General features: G+C 69.0%; 22 protein-coding genes and 2 tRNA genes. 8 read left to right on the forward strand and 16 right to left on the reverse strand.

Annotated elements, in window-relative coordinates:
- Positions 1-7: 7 nt before the first annotated feature.
- Positions 8-1,351: an MFS transporter gene (locus JYA75_RS20895; RefSeq protein WP_029543097.1), complete on the forward strand. Its 1,344-nt coding sequence runs from the start codon at positions 8-10 to the stop codon at positions 1,349-1,351.
- 217 nt (positions 1,352-1,568) lie between these two features.
- On the opposite strand, the gene clpX is transcribed toward JYA75_RS20895, so the two are convergent.
- The 5 genes from clpX to JYA75_RS20920 form a co-directional block, all read right to left on the reverse strand.
- On the reverse strand, positions 1,569-2,846 hold the full coding sequence (gene clpX / locus JYA75_RS20900) for an ATP-dependent Clp protease ATP-binding subunit ClpX (RefSeq protein WP_003938129.1): 1,278 nt from the start codon (positions 2,844-2,846) through the stop codon (positions 1,569-1,571).
- Positions 2,847-3,074: 228 nt separating this feature from the next.
- The gene (locus JYA75_RS20905) at positions 3,075-3,737 is read right to left on the reverse strand and encodes an ATP-dependent Clp protease proteolytic subunit (RefSeq protein ID WP_006937299.1); all 663 of its coding nucleotides are present in this window, start codon (positions 3,735-3,737) and stop codon (positions 3,075-3,077) included.
- 49 nt (positions 3,738-3,786) lie between these two features.
- Entirely contained in the window at positions 3,787-4,413 is a 627-nt protein-coding gene (locus JYA75_RS20910; protein ID WP_003938127.1) for an ATP-dependent Clp protease proteolytic subunit, read from the reverse strand.
- Between the two features lie 181 nt (positions 4,414-4,594).
- The gene (tig, locus tag JYA75_RS20915) at positions 4,595-5,971 is read right to left on the reverse strand and encodes a trigger factor (RefSeq protein ID WP_065923492.1); all 1,377 of its coding nucleotides are present in this window, start codon (positions 5,969-5,971) and stop codon (positions 4,595-4,597) included.
- A gap of 79 nt (positions 5,972-6,050) precedes the next feature.
- Positions 6,051-6,127, reverse strand: a tRNA-Pro gene (locus tag JYA75_RS20920).
- Between the two features lie 138 nt (positions 6,128-6,265).
- Here JYA75_RS20920 and JYA75_RS20925 point away from each other — a divergent pair.
- A tRNA-Gly gene (locus JYA75_RS20925) sits at positions 6,266-6,339 on the forward strand.
- A gap of 8 nt (positions 6,340-6,347) precedes the next feature.
- Here JYA75_RS20925 and JYA75_RS20930 read toward each other — a convergent pair.
- The 5 genes from JYA75_RS20930 to JYA75_RS20950 form a co-directional block, all read right to left on the reverse strand.
- Positions 6,348-6,716, reverse strand: a complete 369-nt coding sequence (locus tag JYA75_RS20930; RefSeq protein ID WP_029543093.1) for a carboxymuconolactone decarboxylase family protein — start codon at positions 6,714-6,716, stop codon at positions 6,348-6,350.
- A 60-nt stretch (positions 6,717-6,776) separates the two neighbouring features.
- Positions 6,777-8,168 (reverse strand): wax ester/triacylglycerol synthase family O-acyltransferase, encoded by a 1,392-nt coding sequence (locus tag JYA75_RS20935; RefSeq protein WP_232334079.1) that lies wholly within the window; start codon positions 8,166-8,168, stop codon positions 6,777-6,779.
- Positions 8,169-8,337: 169 nt separating this feature from the next.
- Entirely contained in the window at positions 8,338-8,508 is a 171-nt protein-coding gene (locus JYA75_RS20940; protein ID WP_164528111.1) for a hypothetical protein, read from the reverse strand.
- A gap of 37 nt (positions 8,509-8,545) precedes the next feature.
- Positions 8,546-8,920: a thioredoxin gene (trxA, locus tag JYA75_RS20945; RefSeq protein WP_043796566.1), complete on the reverse strand. Its 375-nt coding sequence runs from the start codon at positions 8,918-8,920 to the stop codon at positions 8,546-8,548.
- Between the two features lie 33 nt (positions 8,921-8,953).
- Complete coding sequence (locus JYA75_RS20950; RefSeq protein ID WP_006942079.1) at positions 8,954-10,333, reverse strand: MBL fold metallo-hydrolase; 1,380 nt, start codon at positions 10,331-10,333, stop codon at positions 8,954-8,956.
- Positions 10,334-10,592: 259 nt separating this feature from the next.
- Here JYA75_RS20950 and JYA75_RS20955 point away from each other — a divergent pair, with 259 nt between their 5' ends.
- The 4 genes from JYA75_RS20955 (at position 10,593) to JYA75_RS20970 (ending at position 14,455) form a co-directional block, all read left to right on the forward strand.
- Entirely contained in the window at positions 10,593-11,192 is a 600-nt protein-coding gene (locus JYA75_RS20955; protein ID WP_006930562.1) for a rhodanese-like domain-containing protein, read from the forward strand.
- 2 nt (positions 11,193-11,194) lie between these two features.
- The gene (locus JYA75_RS20960; RefSeq protein ID WP_065922671.1) at positions 11,195-12,073 is read left to right on the forward strand and encodes a sulfite exporter TauE/SafE family protein; all 879 of its coding nucleotides are present in this window, start codon (positions 11,195-11,197) and stop codon (positions 12,071-12,073) included.
- Positions 12,074-12,239: 166 nt separating this feature from the next.
- A complete protein-coding gene (locus JYA75_RS20965; RefSeq protein ID WP_029543084.1) occupies positions 12,240-13,613 on the forward strand; it encodes a wax ester/triacylglycerol synthase domain-containing protein in 1,374 nt (457 codons plus the stop codon).
- A 50-nt stretch (positions 13,614-13,663) separates the two neighbouring features.
- On the forward strand, positions 13,664-14,455 hold the full coding sequence (locus JYA75_RS20970) for a GA module-containing protein (RefSeq protein WP_065922672.1): 792 nt from the start codon (positions 13,664-13,666) through the stop codon (positions 14,453-14,455).
- Here the strand turns inward: JYA75_RS20970 and JYA75_RS20975 are convergent.
- The 3 genes from JYA75_RS20975 to JYA75_RS20985 all read right to left on the reverse strand — a co-directional run bounded on the left by JYA75_RS20975 (position 14,452) and on the right by JYA75_RS20985 (position 16,454).
- The gene (locus tag JYA75_RS20975) at positions 14,452-15,249 is read right to left on the reverse strand and encodes a DNA-formamidopyrimidine glycosylase family protein (protein ID WP_006930558.1); all 798 of its coding nucleotides are present in this window, start codon (positions 15,247-15,249) and stop codon (positions 14,452-14,454) included. The two genes, JYA75_RS20970 and JYA75_RS20975, sit on opposite strands and share 4 nt — an antisense overlap.
- 20 nt (positions 15,250-15,269) lie before the next feature.
- Complete coding sequence (locus JYA75_RS20980) at positions 15,270-15,749, reverse strand: ribose-5-phosphate isomerase (protein ID WP_029543077.1); 480 nt, start codon at positions 15,747-15,749, stop codon at positions 15,270-15,272.
- Positions 15,750-15,833: 84 nt separating this feature from the next.
- The gene (locus tag JYA75_RS20985; protein WP_006930555.1) at positions 15,834-16,454 is read right to left on the reverse strand and encodes a DsbA family protein; all 621 of its coding nucleotides are present in this window, start codon (positions 16,452-16,454) and stop codon (positions 15,834-15,836) included.
- A gap of 139 nt (positions 16,455-16,593) precedes the next feature.
- Here JYA75_RS20985 and JYA75_RS20990 point away from each other — a divergent pair, with 139 nt between their 5' ends.
- Both JYA75_RS20990 and pepN read left to right on the forward strand, forming a co-directional pair.
- On the forward strand, positions 16,594-17,838 hold the full coding sequence (locus JYA75_RS20990; protein ID WP_006930554.1) for an FAD-dependent oxidoreductase: 1,245 nt from the start codon (positions 16,594-16,596) through the stop codon (positions 17,836-17,838).
- Positions 17,839-17,900: 62 nt separating this feature from the next.
- Positions 17,901-20,483, forward strand: coding sequence for an aminopeptidase N (pepN, locus tag JYA75_RS20995; RefSeq protein WP_185712693.1), 2,583 nt, complete (start codon positions 17,901-17,903; stop codon positions 20,481-20,483).
- An 82-nt stretch (positions 20,484-20,565) separates the two neighbouring features.
- Here pepN and JYA75_RS21000 read toward each other — a convergent pair whose 3' ends face one another.
- From JYA75_RS21000 to JYA75_RS21010, 3 genes are all read right to left on the reverse strand, one after another.
- On the reverse strand, positions 20,566-21,024 hold the full coding sequence (locus JYA75_RS21000) for a DUF5130 family protein (RefSeq protein ID WP_037201626.1): 459 nt from the start codon (positions 21,022-21,024) through the stop codon (positions 20,566-20,568).
- 4 nt (positions 21,025-21,028) lie between these two features.
- Positions 21,029-21,292, reverse strand: a complete 264-nt coding sequence (locus JYA75_RS21005; RefSeq protein WP_006930550.1) for a hypothetical protein — start codon at positions 21,290-21,292, stop codon at positions 21,029-21,031.
- 64 nt (positions 21,293-21,356) lie between these two features.
- Complete coding sequence (locus JYA75_RS21010; RefSeq protein ID WP_006930548.1) at positions 21,357-21,980, reverse strand: HNH endonuclease; 624 nt, start codon at positions 21,978-21,980, stop codon at positions 21,357-21,359.
- Positions 21,981-22,100 lie beyond the last annotated feature (120 nt).

Raw genomic sequence — 22,100 nt, forward strand, 5'->3', positions numbered from 1 at the left:
AGACGCGATGACCGCGCACACCCTCGACACGCCGGAGAATTCCGGTATGACGACCGAAACCCGCCCGCACGACACCACCAAGGTCAAGCGCGCAGCGTCGTCGGCCTTCCTCGGCAGCATGCTCGAGTACTACGACTTCTACATCTACGCATCCGCCGCCGCCCTGATCTTCCCGACCGTGTTCTTCCCCGACAGCGGCCACGCGGCGCTGCTGTCCCTGTCGACCTTCGGTGTCGCCTACGTCGCGCGGCCGCTCGGCGCCGTGGTGCTCGGCCACTTCGGTGACCGGGTCGGACGCAAGAACGTCATGCTGTTCACGCTCATCCTCATGGGCGTCGCCACCTTCGGCATCGGCCTGATCCCCAGCGCCGAGTCGATCGGCGTACTCGCCCCCGCGCTGCTCGTGTTGATGCGAATCTTCCAGGGCATCTCCGCCGCCGGCGAGCAGTCCGGCGCCAGCTCGCTGACTCTCGAGCACGCCCCGCAGAACCGGCGAGCATTCTTCGCGAGCTGGACGCTCAACGGCACCCAGGCCGGCTTCATCCTCGCCAGCCTGGTGTTCCTGCCCGTCGCGGCCATGCCCGACGACATCCTCTACAGCTGGGGCTGGCGCGTACCGTTCTGGGGCAGCCTGTTCGTGCTGGCCGCCGCGTACGTCATGCGGCTCAAGCTCGAGGAGCCCGAGGAGTTCGCGGAGACCAAGAAGTCCCACGAGGTCGCCAAGCTGCCGGTCGCCGACCTGCTGCGCACCCATCCGGCCAACCTGACCCGGGTGATCTTCTGCGCCTTCGTCGCCGTGGTGAGCACCATCTTCTCCGTGTTCGGCCTGGCGTTCGCGACCAGCGCCGAGGTGGGCATCGCCAAGTCGACGATGCTGGGGGTCGCGATCGCCGCCAACGCCGTCGCCTTGTTCAGCCAGCCCGCCCTCGCCGCCTTGTCGGATCGCGTCGGCCGTAAGCCCGTCTTCGTCACCGGCGTCCTCGGCTCGGCGGTGTTCATCTTCGTGTACTTCCAGGCCATCTCCACGGGCAACGTCGCGCTGATCTTCGCCGCCGGCATCGCCCTGATGGGCCTGCTCTACGCCGCGCCCAACGCGATCTGGCCGGCGTTCTACGCCGAGATGTTCAACACCAAGGTCCGCTACTCCGGCATGGCGATCGGCACCCAGCTCGGCTTCGCCATCGCCGGCTTCGCCCCCGCCATCGGCACCGCGCTCATGGGCGGCGATCCGACGAACTGGCTGCCCGTCGCCCTCCTGACGTCCGGCGCCTGCCTGGTGTGCGCCGTGTCCGCCCTGTCGGCGAAGGAAACCTTCCGCACCCCGCTGCGCGAACTCGGCAACCGCATCTGACCTCCGCTTACGTGGCCGAATGTCACATCACGTCGCTTCGAGTGACGTGATGTGACATTCGGCCACTGTGGCGTCGCGGGCACTGTGGCGTCGCGGCCACCGCGGCGTCGCGGGCACTGTGGCGTCGCGGCCACCGCGGCGTCGCAGGCTCCGGCGGAAGCACCCCACCTACGGCGAAGGCCCCGGCACGGATGCCGGGGCCTTTCACGCGGTCGGATCAGGCGGTCTTGTCGCGACGCTCCCGTTCGGGTTTGCGCGGCACGATAGTCGGCAGCACGTTGTCGTTGACGGTTTCGGCGGTGACGACCACCTTGGCGACGTCGTCGCGGCTCGGGATGTCGTACATCACCGGCAGCAGGACCTCTTCCATGATGGCGCGCAGGCCGCGGGCACCGGTACCACGCAGGATCGCCTGATCGGCGACAGCTTCCAGCCCGTCCTGGGTGAACTCGAGCTCCACCCCGTCCATCTCGAAGAGCCGGACGTACTGCTTGACGAGCGCGTTCTTCGGCTCCGACAGGATCTGCACCAGCGAATCCTTGTCCAGGTTCGTCACCGAGGCGACGACCGGCAGGCGGCCGATGAACTCGGGAATGAGACCGAACTTGATCAGATCCTCGGGCATGACCTCGGCGAAGTGGTCGGTGGTGTCGATCTCGGCCTTGGACTTCACCTCGGCGCCGAAGCCGATTCCGCGCTTGCCGACCCGGTCCGAGACGATCCTCTCGAGCCCGGCGAACGCACCGGCGACGATGAACAGCACGTTGGTGGTGTCGATCTGGATGAATTCCTGGTGCGGATGCTTGCGTCCGCCCTGCGGCGGCACCGACGCCTGGGTGCCCTCGAGGATCTTCAGCAGCGCCTGCTGGACGCCCTCACCGGACACGTCGCGGGTGATCGACGGGTTCTCGCTCTTGCGGGCGATCTTGTCGACCTCGTCGATGTAGATGATCCCGGTCTCGGCGCGCTTGACGTCGTAGTCGGCCGCCTGGATGAGCTTGAGGAGGATGTTCTCGACGTCCTCACCGACGTACCCGGCCTCGGTCAGGGCGGTGGCGTCGGCGATCGCGAACGGCACGTTCAGCATCTTCGCCAGCGTCTGCGCCAGGTACGTCTTCCCGCAGCCGGTGGGCCCGAGCAGCAGGATGTTCGACTTGGCCAGCTCGACCGACTCACCCCGGGTGTCGCGGGCCTTCTCCCCCGCCTGGATCCGCTTGTAGTGGTTGTAGACCGCCACCGCCAGGGTCCGCTTCGCGGAGTCCTGCCCGATGACGTAGTTGTCGAGGAACTCGCGGATCTCGGCCGGCTTGGGCAACTCGTCGAGCTTGACCTCGTTGGACTCGGCCAGTTCTTCCTCGATGATCTCGTTGCACAGGTCGATGCACTCGTCGCAGATGTAGACCCCTGGGCCCGCAATGAGCTTCTTGACCTGCTTCTGGCTCTTTCCGCAGAAAGAGCATTTCAACAGGTCGCCCCCGTCACCGATACGTGCCATCTGTCAGGTCCCTACTTCCTCGTAAGCGTGCAACCGATCCCGCGACCGCCGACAGCGCCGGTCCGGGGAGCGGGCCCTTGGAACGACCGTACCCGGAGACTGCGACGGCGGTCGACCGGTTCCGGGCGATTCGGGCCATATTTTGTGCGGGGCGGCGGTAATGCCGCTCGAGCACACCGGCCCGGCCGCGAAGGCGCGCGAGGCGCGCTCCGGGCCGGGCCGAGGCGGTTACTTCTGAGCCGAGAGCTTGCGGTACTCGAGCACGTTGTCGATCAGACCGTAGTCGACGGCCTCCGCGGCGGTGAGGATCTTGTCGCGGTCGGTGTCCTTGCGGATCTGCTCGGGGTCCTTGCCGGTGTGCTTGGCCAGGGTCGTCTCCATCAGGCGGCGCATGCGCTCGATCTCCGCGGCCTGGATCTCGAGGTCGGACACCTGGCCCTGGATGCCGCCGGTGGCGGGCTGGTGGATGAGCACGCGCGCATTGGGCAGGGCGAGCCGCTTGCCGGGGGTACCGGCGGCGAGCAGCACCGCCGCGGCCGAGGCGGCCTGGCCGAGGCACACGGTCGTGATGTCGGCACGCACGTACTGCATGGTGTCGTAGATCGCCATCAGCGACGTGAACGAGCCGCCGGGCGAGTTGATGTACATCGTGATGTCGCGGTCCGGGTCCAGCGACTCGAGCACCAGCAGCTGCGCCATGACGTCGTTGGCCGAGGCGTCGTCCACTTGCACGCCGAGGAAGATGATGCGTTCCTCGAACAGCTTGTTGTACGGGTTGGACTCCTTGACCCCGTAGCTCGAGTGCTCGATGAACGAGGGCAGGATGTAGCGGCTCGCGGGGGAAGCCGGAGCTTGGCCGCCGAGCTGGCGCGGATCGAACAGGTTGGTCATCGCTTCTCCAGGAATTCGTGGGGCGTAGAGCGGATCGGAGGGCTCGGAACTAGTTGCCGGTGCCGCCGGCCTGCTGCGCCCGCGAGACGACATGGTCGACGAAGCCGTACTCGAGTGCTTCCTTGGCGGTGAACCAGCGGTCGCGGTCCGAGTCCTTCGTGATCTGCTCGACGGTCTGGCCGGTGTGCTCGGCGATCAGTTCCGCCATCTCCCGCTTGGTGTGCGCGAACTGTTCCGCCATGATCGCGATGTCGCTGGCCGTGCCGCCGATACCGGCGGACGGCTGGTGCATCATGATCCGCGCGTGCGGCAGGGCGTACCGCTTGCCCCGCGTGCCGGCCGAGAGCAGGAACTGCCCCATGGAGGCGGCCAGGCCCATCGCGAAGGTCGCCACGTCGCACTCGACGAACTTCATGGTGTCGTAGATCGCCATACCGGCGGTGACGGATCCACCCGGGGAGTTGATGTAGAGGGAGATGTCGCGCGTCGGGTCCTCCGCGGACAGCAGCAGGATCTGCGCGCAGAGCTTGTTCGCGATGTCGTCGTCGACCTGGGTACCGAGGAAGATGATCCGCTCGCGCAGCAGCCGCTCGTAGACCGAGTCGCTGAGGTTGAGCCCAGCGGTGGCCGAGGTCATCGTGGGACCGATGGATGTCGCCGGATTCTGAGGAGTCACGGTACCTGCCTTCTCGTCAATCGTGGATTGCTGACACTGACAGTAACGAAGTGGGGCGGCACCGGATGCCCGGTGCCGCCCCACTTCGCTCAAAGCGGAAATTTCCGCTCTGCGTTCCCTGCGCAGAACCGTTGCGACGTCGCACATGCAATCGCGCGGCGCGGCAACGGGTCTCGCTCTACTACTCGGAGTCGCCCTCGCCGGCCGGAGCCTCGGCGTCCTCGGACTCGGCGTCGCTCTTCGTGCCGAACAGCTCGGAGGTGTCGATCGTGGCGCCACTGGTGTCGGTGACCGTGGCCCGGTCCACGACGTTGCCGAGGGCCTTGCCGCGCCGGACGTCCGCGTAGACGGCGCCGAGCTGGTTCGCCTGGCCGATCTGCTGGATGAACTGCTCCGGCGGGATGCCGTAGCGCTGCGCCTGGAAGAAGATGCGCTCGGTGAGCTCCTCCTGCTCGACGGTGGTGCCCTCGGCCTCGGCGATCGCGTCGAGCAGCAGCTGCACCTTCACGGCGCGCTCGGCCGACTCGCGGGTGTCGTTGTCGAATTCCTCGCGGCTCGAGCCCTGCTCCTCGAGGAGCTGGTTGAGCTTGGTCTCGTCGTGGTCGAGCGCGTGGATGGCATCGTGCAGGGCGCCGTCGATCTCGGCCTGGACGACGGCCTCGGGCAGCGGCACCTCCACGGCCTCGAGCAGGGCGTCGAGAACCTTGTCGCGGATCTGACCGGCCTGCTCGACCTTCTTGACGCGGGAGACCCGCTCGCGCAGGTCGGCCTTGAGCTCCTCGAGGGTGTCGAACTCGCTCGCGAGCTGCGCGAATTCGTCGTCCTCGGCGGGCAGCTCGCGCTCCTTGACGCTGTTCACCGTGACGGTGACCACGGCCTCCTCGCCGGCATGCTCACCGGCGACGAGCGTGGTGGTGAACTCCTTCGACTCGCCCGCGGACAGGCCGACGAGCGCCTCGTCGAGGCCGTCGATGAGCTGGCCCGAACCGACCTCGTGGGACAGACCGGTGGTGGAGGCCTCGGGGACCTCCTCGCCGCCGACGGTGGCGGACAGGTCGATGGACACGAAGTCGCCGTCCTGCACCGGCCGCTCGACACCGGTGAGGGTGCCGAAGCGCTGACGCAGCGACAGCAGCTGCTCCTCGACCGCCTCGTCGGTGACCTCGACGGGATCGACGGTGACCGCGATGGCGGAGAAGTCGGGGAGGGTGATCTCCGGCCGGACGTCGACCTCGGCGGTGAAGACGAGCTCGACGTTGTCCTCGAGCTTGGTGATGTCGACCTCGGGCTGGCCGATGACCTTGACCTCGTTGGCGGTCACGGCCTCGCTGTAGCGGGCCGGGATGGCGTCGTTGACGACCTGCTCGAGCACGGCGCCACGTCCGACGCGGGCCTCGAGCAGCTTGCGCGGGGCCTTGCCGGGCCGGAAGCCGGGAAGGCGGATCTGGCTGGCGAGGGCCTTGAACGCGCGGTCGAAATCAGGCTGGAGCTCCTCGAAGGGCACCTCAACGTTGATACGGACTCGCGTCGGGCTGAGCTGCTCGACGGTGCTCTTCACGGACATGCTCCTTCTGTCGTGCTCGTTGGTCGTTCGATCAAGCTGTCACCGGGTGCTCGGTCGTCCACCCGGTTCTTCCTGGTCGGGATGACAGGATTTGAACCTGCGACCCTCCGCTCCCAAAGCGGATGCGCTACCAAGCTGCGCCACATCCCGTCAACACCGGCACCCGGAACCTTCCGGGGACCCGAGGGAGAATCCTACGGCCCCCCGATTATGAAATCCAAAGCGAGGTTCGGTACAGTCTGTTCCTGCACGCGGCAGACCCGGCGATCCCGGGTCGATCGCATGCATGGGGATGTAGCTCAATGGTAGAGCCCCAGTCTTCCAAACTGGCTACGCGGGTTCGATTCCCGTCATCCCCTCCACCGGACCGTCACCGGTCCCGCTGTTCCTCGGCGTCGGCGAATTCGCAGAACGCGGTGTAGGCCCGCGACCCGTAGATCGTCGCCGGGCCGCCCTGCATCAGAAATGCGACCCCGATCGCCTCGGCCGCCTCCTGCCTGCTCGCCCCGGCCCGGACGGCGCTGCGCGCATGGGAGGCGATGCAGCCGTCGCATTCGTCGACGACGCCGATCGCGAGCGCGATCAGTTCCTTGGTCCTGGTATCCAGGGCCCCGGGGGCGAAGGCGGCCTTGCTGAGGGCATTGAAACCCTGATACACCTCGGGAATCGCCGCGCGCAGCGCCCGGTGCTGCGGATTCAGTGCGTTCAGGACTTCCTGGTAGTGCCCGTGCTCGCTCATGAGCCGACCGTAGACATCCTCACCCGGAACGGACACCGAATCGGCGGATTCACGTCGCCGTCACACGGCGTGCGAGAGGCGGAGCAGCCCGTCGATCTCCTCGGTGAAGGCGCGGACGAGATTCTCGGGATCGGGCACCCGGTCCGCGTCCGCCTTGAACCCCACCCGGACCTTGCCGCTGTAGCTGAAGATCGAGACGCCGAGGGTCTGATCGCCGGCGCCCGGCACCCAGGCGAGCACACCGCGGATCTTCGCCCCCGCCATGTACCGGTCGCTCGTGGGACCGGGAACATTGGTGGTCACCCCGATCGCCTTGCCGGAGAAGAAGTCCACGAAGAACCGTTCCAGCTCCGGACCGGTCCGTCCGATCGCCTTGATCAGGCCGAACGTGAGCGTCACCTCGGGAGAGTGCTTGATGACCTCCATCCGCCGGTGGGTCTCGACGATGCGTTCGAGCGGGGTCTCCAGTGCCGACGGGTACTTGAAGAGCACCAGAGCGAACTGATTCCCGAGTTCCTTCGGCAGGGGCTTGTCGAGGGGGCGAACGTTGACCGGCACCATCGTGGGCACGTCCTGCGGCTTGCCGCCGTGCTCGCGGATGTACGTCGCGAGCGCCCCGGCGACGGCTCCCATGAGCACGTCGTTGACGGTGGTGCCGGTCCGGTGACCGATGTGCTTGATGTCGTCGAGCGGAAAGGGCTCACACCACACCGCCCGTTTGGCCGTTCCTGGTTCGCCACTGAGCGGAGTGTGCGGTTTGGGGCCGAGCACGAGCTTGTTCGCGATCTCGCCGGTGCGTTCGGCCTGGGTGAAGGCGTCGCCGAGGACATGCGGATCGAGCAGCTTGGGCAGGTCGAGCAGCATGTGCGCAGCGCCGGACGCCGCACTGGCGGTGTTCGACACCGCGGCCCCCGCGAACTTGGCGGCCCCCTCGAGGAGACCGGCATGGTGCTCGGGCACGGCGGTCGGGGCGTCGTCGAGGTCGCTGTCCGGGGTCTCCCCCGTCATCGAGAGCATCACCTGGTTGAGGGCGATGCCGTCACCGATGCAGTGGTGGAGCCGGGTGTAGATCACGGCTCCGTGCCGGTATCCGTCGATGAGGTGCATCTCCCACAGCGGGCGGCGACGATCGAACGGCACCGGCATCCGCCGTTCGATGTACCGCTGCAGCGTCGCGTCGTCGCTGCGGGGCAGGGTCGTCCGGATCAGGTGGTCGTCGAGGTCGAACTCCGGGTCGTCCTCCCAATGCGGCGACCCGACATGCGTGCGCGGTTGCACCGGCCGCTGCCGGAACGACGGGTAGGTGTCGACGAATCGTCGCTGCACGAGGGACACCACGCGCGACCAGTCGACGGGGCCCTCGAAGAACATCAGCGAGTCGATGATCATGAGGTTCTCGGGTCGGTCCATGTTGAGCCAGATGGTGTCCACCGGCCCCATCGCTCTGTTCACCGTGGCCGTCCCTTCTCGAGTGGGCGTTTACGAGTTTTTCACCGGTCGGCCGACCGCGGAAGGGTAATTGGCCCTCGGCCTGCTACGCGAACACCCCGCCCTGCTCGAGCAGGGCGGGGTGTTGCCGCGGCGGAGAGTGCGGTGGAGGCGCAGTCTCCTCGAGGTGCGGTCAGCGTCGGAAGAGCGCGCCGAGGGTGCGTGCCTGCGCCCCCGCGGCGGTGTCCTGGCCGCACGCGCAGCGGTCGGGTGCGGGCACGGAGCGCATGACGGCGTCGACGTGCTGGCCGCAGCCGCCCCAGCCGGTCTTTCCGCAGTTCGGGCAGGTGACGGGGTAACACATAGGGGTCCTCCTCGGGACGGGTAACGGGGGTGGCGGGTCAGGCGCCGGCGGCGGCCTTGTGTTCGGCGACCTGGGCGTGGACCTCGGCCATGTTCAGGGCCTTGATCTGCCCGATGAGGTCTTCGAGGGCGGCCGCCGGCAGGGCGCCGGGCTGGGCGTAGACCAGCACGCCCTCGCGGAACGCCATGATCGTGGGGATCGAGCGGATGTCGGCCATGGCGGCGAGCTGCTGCTCGGCCTCGGTGTCGACCTTGGCGTGCACGACGTCCGGGTGCGCGGCCGAGGACTTGTCGAACACGGGGGCGAACGCCCGGCACGGACCGCACCACGAGGCCCAGAAGTCGACCAGGACGATGTCGTTGTCGGTGATCGTGGACTCGAAGTCCGCGAGGGTGAGATTCGTCGTTGCCATCGGGGGTTCCTTTCGTTTTCCTCGGGTGCGGGATCAGGCGGGGACGTGGGCCTCGGCCCAGGCGTTGTAACCGCCGAGCAGGTCCGAGACGTTGTCGAAGCCCTGCGCCCGCAGCAGCGACGCGGCCACACTCGAACGCCACCCACCGGCGCAGTGCACCACGATCGGCTTGCCGGTCGGCACCTGCCCGAGCCGGGTCCGCAGCTGCGCCAACGGGATCGGCACCGCCCCCGGAATCACCCCGAACTCGCGTTCACCGGGATTACGGATGTCGACCAGCGTCACCGCATCGGCGGCGAGCAACTCGTCGAGCTGCGCGACGGTGGTCCGCGGCGCGGTCTGCACCAGATCCGCCAGCTCCGCCGGGAACACCCCGTCGTGATCGACGGTGAGATAACCGGCCGCGTTGTCCGACCCGATCCGGGCCAGCCGCACCGCCGCGTCCTGCTCCTCCCCCGGATAGGTGATCAACACGATCTTCTCCCCCACCTCGGCGACCATCCCGCCGGTCTCGGCGAACCGGCCGTCGAACCCGACGTTGACCGACCCGCGCAGATGCCCCGCCGCGAAATCGTCCACACCGCGCGCATCGAGCACCCGGGTCCCGGCGGCCAGCTCGGCCCGCACCCGCGCCGGGCTCAGCTCCGGGATGGTGCGCCCCCGATCGAGCAGCGGATGCACGCTCTTGTTCAACCCGGCATCGACCGAGAAGTAGGCCGGCGCGGCCGGCTGCCCCTCGGTGACCAACGCCACGAACGCCTCCTCGCTCATCGGCTGCACCGACGGATTGCTCACCCGCTGCTCCCCGATCGTCGAGGTCAGCTCCGTCGACAGGTTCTTCCCGCACGACGAGCCGGCACCGTGCGCGGGCAGCACCGTGACCGCATCGGGCAGGGTCAGCAGCTTCTCGTGCACCGTGTGGTACATCGCCCGCGCCAGATCCTCGGTCGACGAATCCCCCAGATTCACCAGGTCCGGACGGCCCACATCACCGATGAACAACGAATCCCCGGTCAGCACCGCGGCCGGGGTCGCCCCCGGATGCTCGCGCACCAGCACCGAGATCGACTCCCAGGTGTGCCCCGGGGTGGCCAGGATCTCGAGGTCCACCTCCCCGAGGGACAGGTGCTCACCGTCGCGCAGCCGCCGGATCGGGTAGTCCGCCTCGGCGGCCTCCCCGAACCCGATCCACGCCCCGGTCGCCTCGAGCAGCTCCAGATGCCCGGAGACGAAATCCGCGTGGAAATGCGTGTTGATCACACCCTCGATGCGCAGCCCGTGCCGCGCGGCGTCGTCGAGGTACTCGGTGACATCGCGGCGCGGATCGACCACCACCGCCCGGCCGGTGCCCTCGTCACCGATCAGGTACGACGCGTGCGACAGGCACTCGATGTAGTACTGCTCGAGAATCATTCGGATCTCCCTCTCCTCGGTCACCAAGACCGGTGGCGTTCTGCGTTGACCCATCCTGACATATACCCCCCTGGGTATGTCAAGTACCCCCTGGGGTATACCGGCGAAGCACGTCGCACCGCCGCCACGACCCCGCCGGCACGCCTTGCACATACCCCCTCCCGTATGCTTATCATTGCTGCGGACATACCCCCCGGGGTTTATGCACGAAGCCCGATCGCACACCCCGCGATCACGACCACCGATCCGAAAGGCCCCCATGACCGAGCCGAGTCCCGCCACCCTCGATCCCACCGCCCTGCGCGAGCTCCTCGACTCCGGCAAGAACGTCCGCGTCGTGGACGTCCGCACGCCCGGCGAGTTCGAGTCCGTGCACATTCCCGGCGCCTACAACGTCCCCCTGGACCTGCTGCGCGAGCACCGCGACGAGTTCCTCGCCCACCTCGACGAGAACGTCGTCCTCGTGTGCCGGTCGGGCCAGCGCGCCACCCAGGCCGAGGAGACTCTCCGCACCGCCGGGCTGTTCAACGTGCACATCCTCGAGGGCGGCATGATGGGCTGGGAAGCCAAGGGCTTCACCGTCAACCGCGGCACCGAGCGCTGGGACCTCGAACGCCAGGTCCGCCTCGTCGCCGGCTCCATCGTGCTGACCTCCGTCCTCGGCAGCATCGCGGTACCCAAGCTCAAGTGGCTCGCCGCCGGCGTCGGCGGCGGCCTGAGCTTCGCCGCGCTCTCCAACACCTGCGCGATGGGCATGGTGCTCTCCAAGCTGCCCTACAACCGCGGCGCCTCGTGTGATCCGCAGACCATCGTCGCCCAGCTGGTCGACTCGAAGACCGCTACGGCCGAAAGGAACTGATCATGATCGCGCTGACCGTTGCGCTGGCGGTCCTCGTCGGCGTCACCCTCGGATTGCTCGGCGGCGGAGGTTCGATCCTCACCGTCCCGCTGCTGGCGTACGTCGCGGGCATGGATGCCAAGGAAGCCATCGCCACCTCGCTGCTCGTCGTCGGCGTCACCAGCGCGGTCGGCGCGATCTCCCACGCGCGGGCAGGCCGCGTCCAGTGGCGCACCGGCATCCTGTTCGGCCTGGCCGGCATGGCCGGTGCCTACGCCGGCGGCCTGCTCTCGCGTTTCATCCCCGGCAGCATCCTGCTGCTCGCCTTCGCCGCGATGATGATCGCCACCGCCATCGCCATGCTCCGCGGCCGCAAGAACAAGACCACGGGCCCGGACGGCACCCACTCCATGCCGGTCGGCAAGATCCTGCTCGACGGCGTGGTCGTCGGCCTGGTCACCGGCCTCGTCGGCGCCGGGGGCGGCTTCCTGGTCGTGCCGGCCCTGGCCCTGCTCGGCGGCCTGCCCATGCCCATCGCCGTCGGCACCTCGCTGATCGTGATCGCCATGAAGTCGTTCGCCGGCCTCGGCGGCTACCTGTCCACGGTGCAGATCGACTGGCGCCTGGCGGCAATGGTCACCGGCGCCGCCGTCGTCGGCAGCCTCATCGGGGGCCGCCTGACCGCCATGGTCGACCCGGACGCGCTGCGCAAGGGCTTCGGCTGGTTCGTCCTGATCATGTCCTCGGTCATCCTCGCCCAGGAGATCCACCCCCTCGTCGGCATCACCGCGGCGGCACTCACCCTCCTCGCCGCCGGCACCACCTACACCTGCAGCCGCAGCGACCGCTGCCCCCTGCAGCGGCTCGGACGACGGACGGAAGCCGCCACCTCGGCCGCCTGACGGACTCACAACCCGGACGAAAGTCACTATCGGCATCACGGCCCGGCGCCTAGAGTTCGGAGTATCCGCTCCGGATTCCCGCACCGGGCCGTGATGCCGTCCCGGTTCGAGGTGCGGCCGGAGCGAAACCCGACTGTCGCGGCGGCCCGTGTGAGAAGTTACCGAGATGAGCAACGCATCCGACCGCCACATGCAGCAGACGGACTACCTCACCTGGAGCATGGAGAAGGATCCCGCGCTCCGGTCGACGATCGTGGCCGTCGTCCTGCTCGACGCCTCACCCGACTGGGACCGTCTGTGCGAGATGATGGACCGCGGCACCCGGGAGGTGCCCAGCTTCCGGCATCGCGTGGTCGAGGTGCCGTTCGGTCTCGCGCCGCCGCGATGGGTCGCGGATGCGAACTTCGACCTGTCCTGGCACATGCGCCGGGTCTCCCTTCCCGGGCCGGCGAACTTCGACGACGTCCTCGAGTTCGCCCGGACCACGGCCATGGCCGCGTTCGACAAGGACCGGCCGCTGTGGGAGATGACGGTGGTCGACGGACTCGCCGGCGGCCAGGCCGCGCTGCTGATCAAAGTGCACCACGCCCTCACCGACGGAATCGGCGGTATGCAGATCACCGCGCGGCTGGTCGACTTCGACCGCGACGGCACGCCCCGCGATCCGGCCCCGGAACCGCCCGCCCCGGAATCACCGGACAGCCTCGACCTGGCCGCCGAGGCGATCGGCTGGGACTGGTCCCAGCTCCGCGGACTCGCGGGCCGCGGGCTGGCCTCGATCTGGCCGACCACCCGGGCGGTGGTCACCAACCCGATCGGTTCCGCCCGCAACGCCGCGGGGGTTGCGGCGTCCGTCGCCCGCTACCTGCGCCCGATCCTGCGGCTCGAATCCCCGGTCATGACGGAACGCACCCTCAGCCGCCGGCTCCACGTGATCGACGTCCCGCTCGACCGGCTGCGCGACGCCGCCCACCGCGGCGGCGCCACCCTCAACAGCGCCTTCCTGACCGCCGTCCTCGTCGGCCTGGCCGAATACCACCACCGCCACGGATCCGACGTCGACGAGCTGCGGGTCACGATGCCGCTGAGCATCCGCACCGATCAGGACACCCTCGGCGGCAACCGGATCAACCTCGCGCGTTTCCCGCTTCCCGTGCGCTCCGACGACCCCCTCACGCTCATGCAGGAGGTGAACAGGATCGTCGAAGGCTGGCGCCACGAGCCGGCGGTGCCGATGGCGCAGACCCTCGCCACCCCCCTCAATCTGCTCCCCCCGGCCGTCGTCGGCGAGATGCTCAAGCACGTCGACTTCCTCGCCTCCAACGTGCCGGGTTCCCCGGTGGCGCTGTACGTCGCCGGCGCGAAGGTGGAACGGTACTACGCCTTCGGCCCCACCCTCGGCTCGGCGTTCAACGTCACCCTGATGTCGTATCTGCACACGTGCTGCGTCGGGTTCACCCTCGACACGGGGGCGATCCCCGACCTCGAGGTGTTCGACGACTGCATGCGCGACGGATTCCACGCCGTCCTCGAAGCCTGACCCGCCGGTAGGCTGGACGGTGACCGTCCAGTCCGCCGGAAGGGACCGCCGTGGAACTCCTGCTGATCGTCGCCGTCCTCGTCGCCGTCGTGTTCCTGGTGTCCGCGGCGCAGCGGAAGAAGTCGGGGCGTGGCGCCCACGAACTCGACGACGCGAAGGCCGACGCCCGGCAGGCCATCGAGCGGCTCGGCGGCCAGATCTACAACCTCACCGGCACCGACACCGCCTCCAAGCAGGCCCTCGCCGATGCGTCCGAGCGCTACAACGCCGCCGGGTCACAGATCGAGCAGGCCCGCACACCGGTGCAGGCACGGCTGGCCAAGCAGACCGCTCTCGAGGGGCTGTACTACATCCGGGCGGCCCGCCTCGCGATGGGCATGGACCCCGGTCCCGATATCCCCACGCTCGAGGGCCAGCAGACGGCCGGCCGCGTGACCGAGAACCGCGAGATCGACTTCGAGGGACGCACGGTGGCAGCCTCACCGGCCCCCTCGTCGCGCACCCCGAACTACTTCCCGGGCGGGCGCGTCGCGGGCCGGCCCGTGCCGGCGGGCTGGTACTCGGAGCCGTGGTGGAAGCCCGCCCTCGTCGCCGGGGCGTGGGGCGTCGGATCGATGCTGCTGTTCTCGGCTATGTTCTCCGGCATGGCCGGGGTGCCGTACGACGCGCAGGCCTTCGAGCAGGGCTTCGACTCCGGATACGACCAGGGTCTCGAGGCCGGCCAGGACGGCGGGGACTACGGCGACGCCGGCGGCGATTACGGCGGTGGTGACTACGGCGGTGGTGACTACGGCGGGAGCGATTTCGGGGCCGGCGGGGACTTCGGCGGGTTCGACTTCTAGCCCACCTGGCAGGCGGGGCACCAGAACAGGTTGCGGCCCTGCATGACCGAGTGCAGCACCGGCGTGGTGCACAACCGGCACGGCTCACCCGCACGCCGGTAGACGTAGGTCCGGGGACGGCCCTTGGCGTAAGCCGGTGCGCCGTGGTCATGTTCGCGCCGCACGACGTGGATCGCGCCGCGTCGCACCCCCGTCCGCATCAGAACGACGAGATCGTCCCAGACGGCGTCGAACTCGGCTCTGGTGAGATCACGGCCGGGGCGCTGCGGATGGATGCCGTGCCGGAACAGGACCTCCGCGCGGTAGATGTTGCCCACCCCCGAGATCACGGACTGGTCCATGAGCAACGAGCCGATGGCGCTGCGGGACTTGGTGATTCGCGTCCACGCCCGTTCGGGTTCGGCGTCCCGCCGCAGCGGGTCGGGACCGATCCGCGCGGCGATCGCCTGCACCTCGCCCGGGGTGAGGACCTCGCACGCGGTCGGACCGCGCAGGTCGGTGCCGAACTCGGCGCCGACCATGCGCATCCGTACCTGACCGACCGGATCCGTCAGCGGAACCGGCGCCTCGGTGAACGAGCCGTACAGACCCAGGTGCACGTGCACCGTCAGGCCGTTGTCGTAGTGGTGCCACAGGTGCTTGCCCAGCGCCTCGGCGCGGAGCAGCACCCGGCCGTCGACGAGCGCCGCGTCGTCGGCGAAGCGGCCCTGCGGGCTCGACACCCGCACCGAGGCACCCGCGAAACGTCGCTGGTGCAGCCGGGCGAGCCGGTGCAGGGCTGGTCCCTCCGGCACGGTGGATCAGGCTCCGTTCGTCAGGCCGGCGCGCCGGGAACTTCCGGGGCCACGCCGGTCTTCTCGTACTCGCTCAGGATGTCGATGCGCCGCTGATGCCGTTCCTCCCCCGACCACGGGGTGGCGACGAACGCATCGACGATGGCGAGGGCCTCCTCCAGGCTGTGCATGCGACCACCGATGCCGATGAGCTGCGCGTTGTTGTGCTCACGGGCCAGCTTGGCGGTCTCCACGCTCCAGGCGAGGGCACAGCGGGCGCCCGGCACCTTGTTCGCGGCGATCTGCTCACCGTTGCCGCTGCCGCCGAGGACGATGCCGAGACTGCCCTCGTCCGCGACGACGCGGCGAGCGGCCTCGATGCAGAATGCCGGGTAGTCGTCGAGGGCGTCGTACTCGTACGCGCCGCAGTCGACGGCCTCGTGGCCGTTGGCAGTGAGATGTTCGATGATCTGGTTCTTACGTTCGAAGCCGGCGTGGTCGGCACCCAGGTAAACGCGCATGCGTCAGATAGTAGGCAGCGCTGCTGCCGGTGCGTCCTTTGGGCGGCAGCAACCGCCCAAAGGACGCACCGGCGCCGCAGGCGCCTACTCGAAGCTCGGGTCCTCGGTGCGCGTGCGCTTGAGTTCGAAGAAGTGGGGATAGGACGCCATGGCCACCACCCCGTCCCAGATCCGGCCGGCGTCCTCGCCGCGCGGGATCCGTGAGAGCACCGGACCGAAGAACGCCACGCCGTTGACGTGGATGGTCGGCGTGCCGACGTCCGGGCCGACCGCATCCATGCCGGCGGCGTGGCTGGCGCGCAGCGCCTCGTCGTAGGCGTCGGTGTCGGCGGCCTGCGCCAGGTGCGGATCCAGGCCCAGGTCCGCGAGGGACTTGGCGATCACCGCCGGGAAGTCCTTGTTGCCCTCGTTGTGGATCTGGGTGCCCATTGCCGTGTACAGCGGCTCGAGGATCTCGTCGCCGTACTTCTGCGCCGCGGCGATCGCCACCCGCACCGGACCCCACGCCCGCGTCATCAGTTCGCGGTAGACCTCGGGCAGGTCGTCCTTGCCCTCGTTGAGCACGGCCAGGCTCATGACGTGGAACTTCGCCTCGATGTCGCGGACCTGCGCCACCTCCAGAATCCAGCGCGAGGTGATCCAGCACCACGGGCACAACGGGTCGAACCAGAAGTCGGCGGTGTCCTTCGAAATCGGGTCGCTCACGGGGTCTCCTCGCTGCAGAAAATCGGACTACGGTCCGATTCAACGTCGGCCGTCGCCCAATTCTTCCCGAACCGCCGGTTCCCGCGCCGTCGCCGACGTACCGTCGAGGAACCGGTGCCGCACGGAACGGGGATGCGCGATGTCCAACGAGAAACTCTTCGTCATCGTCGGCGGCGGGCTCGCCGGGGCCAAGACGGCCGAGCAGTTGCGCGCCCGCGACTTCCCCGGCCGGATCCTCCTCCTGTGCGAGGAGGAACACCTTCCCTACGAGCGACCACCGCTGTCGAAGGACTACTTCGCCGGCAAGAAGCAGCTTGCGGAGTTCACCGTGCAGCACGGTGACTGGTACCGCGACCACCGGGTCGAGGTCGAACTCGGCGTCACCGTCACCGCGCTCGATCCTGCCGCCCACACGGTCACGCTGCCCGACGGTTCCACCGTGCGCTACGACAAGCTCGCCCTCGCGACCGGTTCGCGCTCGCGGCGCATCCCGCTGCCGGGCGTCGACGCCGCGGGCGTGCACATGTTGCGCACCGTCGAGCAGTCCGACGCGCTGCTTGCCGCCGTCCGCCGCGAGGCGGGGCCGGCGGCGCACCTGGCGATCGTCGGTGCCGGCTGGATCGGTCTCGAGATCGCCGCCGGCGCGCGCGGGCACGGCGCGGACGTCACCGTCGTCGAGGCAGCCCCCCAGCCCCTGTCCGCCGCGCTCGGTGAGCAGATGGGAGCCGTCTTCGCGAAGCTGCACCGCGATCACGGCGTGGACCTGCGCACCTCGACGACGGTGTCGGAGATCCTCACCGCCGAGAACCGCGCGAGCGGGCTTCGTCTCGGCGACGGCACCGAGATCCGGGCCGACGCGGTCCTCCTCGCGGTGGGCGCAGCGCCCAACGTCGAACTGGCCCGCGACGCCGGACTGGCGACGGAGGACGGCGGAGTGCTGGTCGATGCGTCCCTGGCCACCAGCGATCCGGACATCGTCGCGGTCGGTGACATCGCCGCCGCCGAGCATCCGCTGCTCCGGACCCGGATCCGGGTCGAGCACTGGGCGAACGCGCTCCACCAGCCCGACGTCGCGGCCGCCACCATGCTGGGCCGGCCCGCCTCCTACGACCGTCTGCCGTACTTCTTCACCGACCAGTACGACCTCGGCATGGAGTACGTCGGGCACGCACCCGGCGACGCGCGGGTGATCACGCGCGGCGACGTCGACTCCCGGCAGTTCCTCGCGTTCTGGCTCGACGCGGCCGGGCGGGTCTGCGCCGGGATGAACGTCAACATCTGGGACGCGGGTGACGACATCCGCGCGCTGATCTCCTCCGGCGAATCCGTCGACCCCCACCGGCTCTCCGATCCGGAGGTGCCACTCGCGGAGGTCGCCGGGTGAACCGGTCCCTCACATGATGGGATGGCAGGCGAGTCGCATCCCGTCGTGAGAAGGAGTTTTCCGTGGCACCACCGAATCTGACCCGCGAGCAGGCGGCCGAGCGGTCCGCGGTCCTGACCGTCGACAACTACCGCATCGAACTCGACCTGACCGACGGCGCGGGCGCTCCGGGAACCACCACGTTCCGTTCGACCACCACCGTCACGTTCGACGCCACGGAGGGCGCGTCGACCTTCGTCGACCTGATCGCGCAGACCGTGCACTCGGCCACCCTCAACGGCAAGCCCGTCGACGTCTCCGGATACACCGAGGAGAGCGGGATCGCGCTGAGCGGATTGGCCGCGCGCAACGAACTGACCGTCGAGGCGGACTGCCTCTACACCAACACCGGCGAGGGCCTGCACCGCTTCGTCGATCCCACCGACGGCGCGGTCTACCTGTACTCGCAGTTCGAGACGGCCGACGCCAAGCGGATGTTCGCGTGCTTCGACCAGCCGGACCTGAAAGCCAGGTTCGACATCTCGGTGAGCGCGCCCGCCGACTGGAAGGTGATCTCCAATGCCGCGACGGTGAACACCGTCGCCGCCGACCCCGGACGGCACGTCTTCCGCACCACGCCCCGGATGAGCACCTACCTCGTGGCGCTGATCGCCGGACCGTATACCGAGTGGACCGACACCTACAGCGACGCGCACGGCACCATCCCGCTCGGCATCTACTGCCGTGCCTCCCTGGCCGAGTTCATGGACGCCGAGCGGTTGTTCACCGAGACCAAGCAGGGCTTCGGGTTCTACCACGAGAACTTCGGCATGCCCTACGCGTTCGGGAAGTACGACCAGCTGTTCGTTCCCGAGTTCAACGCCGGCGCGATGGAGAACGCCGGCGCGGTGACCTTCCTCGAGGACTACGTGTTCCGCTCCAAGGTCACCCGCTACTCGTACGAGCGTCGCGCCGAGACGGTGCTGCACGAGATGGCACACATGTGGTTCGGCGACCTGGTGACCATGCGCTGGTGGGACGACCTGTGGCTCAACGAGTCGTTCGCGACCTTCGCCTCGGTGCTGTGCCAGTCGCGTGCCACCGAGTACACGAACGCGTGGACCACGTTCGCGAACGTCGAGAAGTCGTGGGCCTACCGCCAGGATCAGCTCCCCTCGACCCACCCGATCGCCGCGGACATCCCCGACCTCGCGGCGGTGGAGGTCAACTTCGACGGCATCACCTACGCCAAGGGCGCGTCCGTGCTCAAGCAGCTCGTCGCCTACGTCGGCGAGGAACCGTTCCTCGCGGGGCTGCGGGACTACTTCCGTGAGCACGCGTTCGCCAATGCCACGTTCGACGACCTGCTGGCGGCCCTCGAGAAGTCGTCGGGCCGGGACCTGTCGGGGTGGGGCGCGCAGTGGCTCAAGACCACCGGGCTGAACATCCTGCGCCCCGATTTCGACGTCGACGACGACGGGCGGTTCACCCGCTTCGCGGTGATCCAGGAGGGCGCCGACCCCGGCGCCGGGGAACGCCGGGTGCACCGGCTCGCGATCGGGGTGTACGACGACGACGGTTCGGGCAAGCTGCTCCGCACACATCGCGTCGAGATCGACCTCGATGCCACCGAGCGCACCGAGGTGCCGGAGCTCGTCGGCGTCGGCCGCGGCAAGCTGGTGCTCGTCAACGACGACGACCTCACGTACTGCTCCGTGCGGCTCGATCCCCAGTCGCTCGAGGTGCTGATGGACCGGATCGGCGACATCGCCGAGCCGCTGCCGCGCACCCTGGCATGGTCTGCCGCATGGGAGATGACCCGGCAGGCCGAGCTGAAGGCCCGCGACTTCGTGGCGCTGGTCCAGCGCGGCGTCGCGACCGAGACGGAGGTCGGCGTGGTACAGCGGCTGCTGATGCAGGCGCACACCGCCCTCGGCAGCTACGCCGATCCCGGCTGGGCGGCCGAGCGAGGCTGGAACGACTACGCGAACCGGCTGCTGGAACTGGCCCGCGAGGCGCAACCGGGCTCGGACCATCAGCTCGCGTTCGTCAACGCGTTGACCACGGCCCGGCTCGCGCCGTGGCACACCGAGGTGCTCGGGGAACTGCTCGGCGCCGAGCCTTCCAGCGTCGGGCTGGCCGGACTGGTCGTCGACACGGATCTGCGGTGGCGGATCGTGCAGGCGCTGGCCGCGGCCGGGGAGATCGACGCGGAGGGCGTGGAGTCGCCGTTCATCGACGCCGAGGCCGAGCGGGATCCGACGGCCGCCGGTGCACGACAGGCGGCCACCGCGCGGGCGGCGCGCCCGCAGGAGGCCGTCAAGGAACAGGTGTGGGACACGGTGGTGGGCGACGACTCGATCCCGAACATCACCGCCCGCGCGATCATCGGCGGCTTCGCTCCGGCCGGCCAGTCGGAGCTGCTCGAGCCCTTCGTCGCGCGGTACTTCGCCGACGCTCCGGGCGTGTGGGAGCGCCGCTCCAGCGAGGTCGCGCAGACCGTCGTCGTGGGCCTGTACCCGTCGTGGTCGATCAGTGAGTCCTCCGTCGCCGCGGCCGACGAGTTCCTCGCCGGTGAGCATCCGCCCGCGCTGCGCCGGCTGATCAGCGAGGGACGCGCGGGGATCGTCCGGTCGCTGAAGGCGCGGGCGTTCGACGCGTCCTAGCCGCAACACGCGTGTGGCCGAATGTCACATCGTGTCGATCCGATCGACGTGATGTGACATTCGGCCACAGAGGCGAGGGGAACTACGGCGCGGTGATCGCGTTCGCCATGACGCGGATTGCGCTGACGATGCCGTCGATCAGGTCGCCCTGCCCGAACGACGAGATCGCGGCGGTCACGCCGAGCTGCGTGACCCGGTTGTCGACGCGGTCCGCGACGCCGCGGCCGCTGCGGATCTCGATGGAGCGCTGGTTCGGGTACACGGCGATGAGCACCGAGTTCGGCGCCTCCGGCGTGGTCGGGAACACCGCGTCGGTGGTTGCCGCCGGGTCGGTGGCGTCCGCGACGTAGACGTTGAAGCGCACCTTCGTCGCCCGGGTGGCCTCGGTGAGCGCATCGTCGAGAGCGATCATGTCGCGGTCGCGGAACGGCGGGCCCTCGAACAGGCCGTCGAGGGGGCGGGTCCGGGAGATCCGGCCACTCGCCGTCAGCGCCGCACCGTACGGCAGTTCCGCGGGAGCCACAGCCGTCCGGCTGTGCATCACGTCACCACTTGCCACTTGCCCTACCTCCGATCGGGTCGACCGGCGCGCCGGCGACGAGTTCATGATGCCCACCGTGGTGGCCGTGCGTGGTGACCTCGTCGACCGCGCTCCACAGCATCGGATCGTGGTCCCACTTGTCCCCGAGCTTGTACTCGGCGGGCCGCGTGCCCGGAACCGGCTTCGTGAAGACGGAGAAGACCCCGAGTATCACGATGATCGCCACCGGGATGGCAACGAATATGAGGGTTGTCTCGAGAATGCTCACATCGCAAACGGTAGCCCAGCATGTGCGATCCCGGCGCGCTTGCCCCGACTTGCGGCGACGGGGATCAGGCCGCGCCCTCGCCCAGGTACGGCAACCAGGTCGGATGCAGCTCCGGCAGCGTCGCCAGCAGCCGCCAGTGCCGGCCCTTCGGGGGCACGAGCGCGGCGCGCAGCGTCCAGCCGAGTTCGCTGAGCAACTTGTCGGCCTTGCGGTGATTGCACGACGCGCAGCACGCCACGCAGTTCTCCCACGAGTGTTCACCGCCGCGGCTGCGCGGGACCACGTGGTCGATGGTCTCGGCCTTGGCGCCACAGTAGGCGCACCGGTTCCGGTCGCGGTGCATGAGCGCGGCGCGGGTCATCGGCACCCGCGCGTGGTACGGCACGTGCACGAAGCTCCGGAGCCGGATCACCCACGGAATCTGCACCGCCCATTCCGCGGATCGCACCAGCGGGCCGAGCGGATCCTCGTGCACGGTGTCGGCCTTGCCGCCGGCCATGAGCACGACCGCGCGACGGGCGGGCAGCGCGGTGAGCGGTTCGTAGGTGGCGTTGAGCAGAAGTACGCGGCGTTTGACCCAGTCCGGGACAGCGTCGTCGCGTACGACACACAGGGAGTTGGCCCCCGGCGCCCCGTTGTGGGCGTCGGCGGGCGGGAGTTGTCGATGTGCGATGCGTCGGTGCTTCATACGACCTCCGGAAGACTGCTCACAAGTGGACCACGGATCTACGCACGTCGCACGCCGATTCTGACGACTTTCCGGGTCCCGGAGGTGAACATCCCGTGCCGGAGACGTCCGATTGGGGCG

It is taken from the genome of Rhodococcus sp. PSBB066 (assembly GCF_017068255.1).
GTDB lineage: Bacteria > Actinomycetota > Actinomycetes > Mycobacteriales > Mycobacteriaceae > Rhodococcus > Rhodococcus aetherivorans.